This window comes from Streptomyces sp. NPDC056161 (genome assembly GCF_042268025.1).
Taxonomy (GTDB): Bacteria; Actinomycetota; Actinomycetes; order Streptomycetales; family Streptomycetaceae; genus Streptomyces.
The window spans coordinates 21,388-27,387 of sequence record NZ_JBHJUV010000089.1 but is presented as its reverse complement, the minus strand read 5'-3'; the positions used below and the strand labels follow the sequence as shown (position 1 = coordinate 27,387).

At 72.4% G+C, this 6,000-nt stretch carries 3 protein-coding genes; all 3 read right to left on the bottom strand.

What is annotated here, in order from left to right; translation table 11 throughout:
* Nucleotides 1-51 precede the first annotated feature (51 nt).
* Nucleotides 52-2,763: a pyruvate dehydrogenase (acetyl-transferring), homodimeric type gene (aceE, locus tag ACFC09_RS43215; RefSeq protein ID WP_376538182.1), complete on the bottom strand. Its 2,712-nt coding sequence runs from the start codon at nt 2,761-2,763 to the stop codon at nt 52-54.
* Nucleotides 2,764-3,051: 288 nt separating this feature from the next.
* Nucleotides 3,052-3,675, bottom strand: coding sequence for a GntR family transcriptional regulator (locus tag ACFC09_RS43210; protein ID WP_376538180.1), 624 nt, complete (start codon nt 3,673-3,675; stop codon nt 3,052-3,054).
* A 502-nt stretch (nt 3,676-4,177) separates the two neighbouring features.
* Nucleotides 4,178-5,992 carry a 2-oxoglutarate dehydrogenase, E2 component, dihydrolipoamide succinyltransferase gene (gene sucB / locus ACFC09_RS43205; protein ID WP_376538178.1) on the bottom strand — a complete coding sequence of 605 codons (1,815 nt, stop codon included), beginning with the start codon at nt 5,990-5,992 and terminating at the stop codon, nt 4,178-4,180.
* Nucleotides 5,993-6,000: the final 8 nt, after the last annotated feature.

Sequence of the window (6,000 nt, the reverse complement as noted above, 5' to 3'; positions counted from 1 at the left end):
GGGCGGGGCCGGATCGCCACCGGGCCCGCCCCGCGCACACCCACGGACGTCCTACAGCCCGTAGCGCTCGCGGGCCTCCTTCACCGCCGCCGCCTTCACCTCGCCGCGCCGGGAGAGCTGGGCCAGCGCCGCGACGACGATCGACTCGGCGTCGACACCGAAGTGCCGGCGGGCGGCCGGGCGGGTGTCCGACAGGCCGAAGCCGTCGGCGCCCAGCGAGGTGTAGTCCTGCTCGACCCACTGCGCGATCTGGTCCGGCACCTGGCGCATGTAGTCGGAGACCGCGAGTACCGGGCCCTCGGCGCCCTGGAGCGCCTGGCGGACGTACGGCACCCGGTCCTCGCCGCGCAGCAGTGCCGCGTCGGCCGCCATGGCGTCCCGGCGCAGCTCCGTCCAGGACGTCGCCGACCAGACGTCGGCCGCCACGCCCCACTCCTCGGCGAGCAGCTTCTGCGCGGTCAGCGCCCAGTGGATCGCCGTACCGGAACCCAGCAGCTGGATGCGCGGGGCGTTGGCCGTGGGGGTGAGCCCCGCCGACTCCGCCGTGTTGAAGCGGTACAGGCCCTTGACGATGCCCTCGTCGACACCGGCGGCGGACGGTTTGGCCGGCTGCGGCAGCGGCTCGTTGTAGACGGTCAGGTAGTAGAAGACGTTCTGGTCCTCGTCCGGTGCGGCCTCGCCGTACATCCGGCGCAGACCGTCCTTGACGATCGCCGCGATCTCGTACGCGAACGCCGGGTCGTACGTCAGCGCCGCCGGGTTGGTCGCGGCGATGACGGGGGAGTGGCCGTCGGCGTGCTGGAGGCCCTCACCGGTCAGCGTGGTGCGGCCCGCGGTGGCGCCGACCAGGAAGCCGCGGCCCAGCTGGTCGCCGAGCTGCCACATCTGGTCGCCGGTGCGCTGCCAGCCGAACATCGAGTAGAAGATGTAGAAGGGGATCATCGCCTCGCCGTGCGTCGCGTACGACGTCGAAGCGGCGATGAAGTCGGCCATCGAACCGGCCTCGGTGATCCCCTCGTTGAGGATCTGGCCGTTCTTGGCCTCCTTGTAGAACATCAGCTGGTCGCGGTCGACCGGCTCGTACGTCTGCCCCTTGGGCGAGTAGATGCCGAGCGACGGGAACAGCGACTCCATGCCGAAGGTGCGCGCCTCGTCCGGGACGATCGGCACCCAGCGCTTCCCGGTCTCCTTGTCCCGCACCAGGTCCTTGACCAGACGGACGAAGGCCATCGTGGTCGCCAGGTTCTGCGTGCCGGAGCCCTTGTCGAAGGCGGCGAACGCCTTGTCGGCGGGCGCGGGCAGCGCGGGGAGCGGGTGCACGCGGCGGGCCGGCGCGGGACCGCCGAGGGCCGCGCGGCGCTCCTGGAGGTAGCGCACCTCGGCGGAGTCGGCGCCCGGGTGGCCGTAGGGCACCTGGCCGTCGGTGAAGTCGCTGTCCGGGATCGGCAGCCCCAGCAGGTCGCGCATCGTCTTGAACTCGTCCACCGTCAGCTTCTTCATCTGGTGGTTGGCGTTCTTCGACGCGAAGCCCTCGCCGAGGGTGAAGCCCTTGACGGTCTGCGCCAGGATGACGGTCGGCCCGCCCTTGTGCGCCAGGGCCGCCCGGTAGGCCGCGTAGACCTTGCGGGGCTCGTGGCCGCCGCGCGACAGGTGGAAGCACTCCAGGATCTTGTCGTCGCTCAGCAGCTTCGCCAGCTCGACGAGGGCCGGGTCCTTGCCGAAGAAGTCCTGGCGGATGTAGGCCGCGTCCCGGGTCTGGTACGTCTGCACCTGGGCGTCCGGCACCTCGCGCAGCCGGCGGACCAGCGCGCCCGTGGTGTCGAGCGCGAACAGCTCGTCCCAGGCGGAGCCCCACAGGGATTTGACGACGTTCCAGCCGGCGCCGCGGAACTGGGCCTCCAGCTCCTGCACGATCTTGAAGTTGGCGCGCACCGGGCCGTCGAGGCGCTGGAGGTTGCAGTTGATGACGAACGTGAGGTTGTCCAGCTCCTCACGCGCGGCGAGCGCGAGGGCGGCCGTCGCCTCGGGCTCGTCCATCTCGCCGTCGCCGAGGAACGCCCACACGTGCGAGGCGGCGACGTCCTTGATGCCGCGGTTGGTCAGGTAGCGGTTGAAGCGTGCCTGGTAGATCGCCGACAGCGGGCCGAGGCCCATCGACACCGTCGGGAACTCCCACAGCCAGGGCAGGCGGCGCGGGTGCGGGTAGGACGGCAGGCCGTTGCCGCCGGCCTCCTGGCGGAAGTTGTCGAGCTGGGTCCGGTCGAGGCGGCCGTCCAGGAAGGCGCGGGCGTAGATGCCGGGGGAGGCGTGGCCCTGGACGTAGATCTGGTCGCCGGAGCCGGGTGCCTCGGCGGACTCCTTGCCCTTGAAGAAGTGGTTGAAGCCCGTCTCGTACAGCCAGGCGGCGGAGGCGAAGGTGGCGATGTGGCCGCCGACGCCGTGCTTGCTGCCGCGGGTCACCATCGCGGCCGCGTTCCAGCGGTTCCACGCGGTGATCCGGGCCTCCATCGCCTCGTCACCGGGTACGGCCGGTTCGGCGGCGGTCGGGATGGAGTTGATGTAGTCGGTTTCGAGGAGCTTCGGCAGCGCGATGCCGTCCGCCTCGGCTTGTTCCAGCGTGCGCCGCATCAGGTACGCGGCGCGGTGCGGCCCGGCCTCACGGGCGACGGCGTCGAGTGAGGCCCGCCATTCGGCGGTCTCCTCGGGGTCGCGGTCCGGGAGCTGGTCGAGCGCGCTCGGCTGGATGGCGTTGGGGTCGGTCATGTCGCCGCCTTCCTCAGTCGAAGGGGGTTCCCTCATCGGTAAGGGTTCGGGGTGCCCTTGGTCTTTGGCAGGACAGGGCGTGGACTCGGGTGGAAGTCCGTCAGGACTCTAACCCCGTGATCGATGATCGATCAAAGGGTTGAGGGGCAAAACCTCTCGATTACGAGAAACTCGGCACGGGGTGCCCCTGCCAATGGCACCGGGTGACGGGTGCGGCCCCACGTTCCCGCAGGTGGAGACGTGTCTGGATCAACCTACACCGCGGTGGATCCGACGGCCGATCATGGGCTAGGCCCGCGGCGCGCACCCCAGTACATGGGCCTTCACCAACTCGGCGATGCGCGGATCCCGTCTCTTGAACGCGGCCACCAGATCCTCGTGCTCCTCGGCGTAGGACTGCTGCACCGTGCCCAGCCAGCGGATCGAGAGGGCGGTGAACACCTCGATGCCGAGGCCCTCCCAGGTGTGCAGCAGGACCGAGTTGCCCGCCGCGCGGACCAGCTCGCGGTGGAAGGCGACGGTGTGCCGCACCTGGGCCGTGCCGTCGGAGTCCCGGTCGGCCTCGTAGAGGGCGGCGACGTGCGGTTCCAGCGCCGAGCAGTCCTGTGCCAGCCGCTCCGCGGCCAGCTCCGCCGCGATGGCCTCCAGGCCGGCCCGCACCGGGTAGCTCTCCTCCAGGTCGGCGGCCGTCAGATTGCGCACGCGTACGCCCTTGTTCGGCGACGACTCGATGAGCCGCAGCGACTCCAGTTCCCGCAGCGCCTCCCGCACCGGGGTCTGGCTGACCTCCAGCTCGGTGGCGATCCGGCGCTCCACGATCCGCTCGCCCGGCTTCCAGCGCCCGCTGACGATTCCCTCCACGATGTGCTCGCGGATCTGCTCGCGCAGCGAGTGGACGACGGGCGCGGTCATGACGACTCCTTCGGGAGGGGCCGCCCATCGGCCCCGGGGCACTGACGTTTAGACAATAAGGCCGGTTCGCTCCGCGGGTGGGGCTGGTCGGGATGCTTTCGTGCAGGTGAGATGAGGCTTACAGGGGGTGTGGGGGCGTGGGGAGTGGGTGCGGGCGGGGTGGTGACGGGGCGGGGACGAGGTGGGGGCCAGGTGGGGGCGGGACGGGGTGTTGTGCGGCTTCGGGTGCGTTGTGGCTGGTCGCGCAGTTCCTCGCGCCCCTGTGGGGGTGGTGGACGTGGGGCGGGTGTGTGCGGGTTGTGGGGGGTCGGGTGCGCGGTTCCCCGCGGCCCTGTGGGGGGTGGTTCGGGTGTGGGGGTGCGTGCGGGTCGTGGGGGCTGGTCCCGTAGTTCCTCGCGCCCCCCCTGCGGGGGTGGTGGTGGGTGGTCGGCTGTGCCGCTCGGGGGACATGACGGTGCCCCCCGCCCGGGGTCGGGCGGGGGGCACAGTGGGGTGGGTGGGGTTACAGGCCCAGTTCGACCTCGAACTCGCCCGCCTCCAGGATCGCCTTGACCGCGGTCAGGTAACGGGCCGCGTCGGCGCCGTCCACCAGGCGGTGGTCGTAGGAGAGGGTCAGGTACGTCATGTCGCGGACGCCGATGACCGTGCCCTCCTCCGTCTCGATGACGGCCGGACGCTTGACCGTGGCGCCGATACCGAGGATCGCGACCTGGCCCGGCGGCACGATGATCGTGTCGAACAGCGCGCCGCGGGAGCCGGTGTTGCTGATGGTGAAGGTCGCGCCGGACAGCTCGTCCGGGGTGATCTTGTTGGCCCGGACCTTGCCCGCCAGGTCGGCCGTGGCCTTGGCGATACCCGCGATGTTGAGGTCGCCGGCGCTCTTGATGACCGGGGTCATCAGGCCCTTCTCGGAGTCCACCGCGATACCGACGTTCTCGGTGTCGAAGTAGGTGATGGTCCCCTCGGCCTCGTTGATCTTGGCGTTGATGACCGGGTGGGCCTTCAGCGCCTGCGCGGCGGCCTTGACGAAGAACGGCATCGGGGAGAGCTTGACGCCCTCGCGGGCCGCGAAGGAGTCCTTCGCCTGGCCGCGCAGCCGCATCAGACGGGTGACGTCGACCTCGACGACCGACGACAGCTGGGCCTGCTCGTGCAGCGCCTTGACCATGTTGTCGCCGATGACCTTGCGGATGCGGGGCATCTTGACGGTCTGGCCGCGGAGCGGGGAGACCTCCAGCGTCGGCGCGGCCTTCCGGGCCGCCGGGGCGGCCGTCGGGGCCGGAGCCGGAGCCGGGGCAGCGGCGGCGGCCGCCTTCGCGGCCTCGGCGGCGGCGATGACGTCCTGCTTGCGGATACGGCCGCCGACGCCGGTGCCCTTGACGGTGGCCAGGTCGACGCCGTTCTCGGCGGCGAGCTTGCGCACCAGCGGGGTCACGTAGGCGCCGTCGTCACCGGCCGTCGCGACGGGGGCCGGCGCGGCGGGAGCCGGGGCGACCGGCGCGGGGGCGACCGGAGCCGGAGCCGGAGCGGGCGCCGCAGCGGCGGGCTGGACCGGTGCCGGGGCGGCCACGGGGGCGGCCGGTGCCGGGGCAGGTGCCGGAGCGGCGGGGGCGGGGGCGGGAGCCGGGGCAGCGGGGGCGGGCGCCGGAGCGGCCGGTGCCGGAGCGGCGGCCGGGGCGGCCCCCGGGGCGCCGACGACGGCGAGCCTGGCGCCGACCTCGGCGGTCTCGTCCTCGCCGACCACGATCTCCAGCAGCACGCCCGCGACGGGCGAGGGGATCTCGGTGTCGACCTTGTCGGTCGAGACTTCGAGCAGCGGCTCGTCGGCCTCGACGCTGTCGCCGACCGACTTCAGCCAGCGGGTGACGGTGCCCTCGGTGACAGACTCGCCGAGCGCGGGCAGGACCACGTCCGTGCCCTGGGCGCCACCGGCCGGAGCGGCGGCGGGCGCCGGGGCGGCCGGAACCGGAGCCGGAGCCGGTGCGGCCACCGGGGCGGCCGGTGCGGCCACGGGGGCGGCCGGTGCCGGTGCGGGCGCCGCGGCGGCGGCGGGGGCCGGGGCGACGGCCGGGGCACCGGTACCGTCGTCGATCACGGCCAGCTCGGCGCCGACCTCGACGGTCTCGTCCTCGGCGACCTTGATGGAGGCCAGCACGCCGGCGGCGGGCGAGGGGATCTCGGTGTCGACCTTGTCGGTCGAGACTTCGAGCAGCGGCTCGTCGGCCTCGACGCGTTCGCCTTCGGCCTTCAGCCAGCGGGTGACAGTGCCCTCGGTGACGCTCTCACCGAGCGCCGGAAGGGTTACGGAAACCGCCATGGTTTCGG

Bases quoted from the DNA above. Each gene is read 5' to 3' on its own strand.
- aceE (WP_376538182.1), bottom strand. From the start codon at position 2,763: ATGACCGACCCCAACGCCATCCAGCCGAGCGCGCTCGACCAGCTCCCG.
- ACFC09_RS43210 (WP_376538180.1), bottom strand. From the start codon at position 3,675: ATGACCGCGCCCGTCGTCCACTCGCTGCGCGAGCAGATCCGCGAGCAC.
- sucB (WP_376538178.1), bottom strand. From the start codon at position 5,992: ATGGCGGTTTCCGTAACCCTTCCGGCGCTCGGTGAGAGCGTCACCGAG.